The sequence below is a fragment of the Haloferax sp. Atlit-6N genome (genome assembly GCF_003383195.1).
Lineage (GTDB): Archaea > Halobacteriota > Halobacteria > Halobacteriales > Haloferacaceae > Haloferax > Haloferax gibbonsii.
The window spans coordinates 1-635 of the sequence record NZ_QEQJ01000087.1; the positions used below are offsets into that span (position 1 = coordinate 1).

The window sequence follows — 635 nt, forward strand, 5'->3', positions numbered from 1 at the left end:
CCCGCGGGAGCCCGTCGTCTGCGAGATCCGAATCGAGTGCGGCGACGCCGGCTTCGATCGTCTCCTCGATCCGCTCGGTGAGCGACGCCGAGAGATCAGACTGCCGCTCTGTCAAGAGCGTCGCGAGGTAGGTGACGACGCTCGCCGTCTGGTCGGCCTGGTGTTCGGGCGCGTCTGATCCTTCGATCTGTGCGTTCGCCCAGCCAGGAGCGAGCGATCCGTCGATCGCCCACACCCGGTGGGGCCACGAGCCGTCGTCGCGTTGGGTGTCACAGAAGAACGCGGCGACGGTCGAGAGCCGCTCTGTCAGATCGAGGTCGAGCAGTTCGTCGCTCCGAAGAAGGTGTCGAGCGGACTCGGCCTCGTCGCGGAACCACGTGTAGCCGTAACCGCCCGAGTGCGTGTAGAAGGGATCGAACTCGGGGCCGGCGATGTGCGCACCGGAGGGCGCCGTCAGCAGCGAGAGCGCCCGCAGATCGGCGCGGACGGTTCGCGGTCTCGGCACGTCTTCGGGGACCGCCACCTCGGCACGTTCGCGGGCAGCAGCGCGAATCTCGTCCGCCGTGGCGTGTTCGAGCGCGCAGTTCCGGAGGTCCGCCAGTGCGTCCTCGCGGTCGACCTCGGTGTGATCAGAC

General features: G+C 68.5%; 1 pseudogene. It reads right to left on the reverse strand.

Going from position 1 to position 635, the window contains the following annotated elements:
• Positions 1-635 (reverse strand): annotated as a pseudogene (locus DEQ92_RS21290) (glucoamylase); the annotation flags it as partial.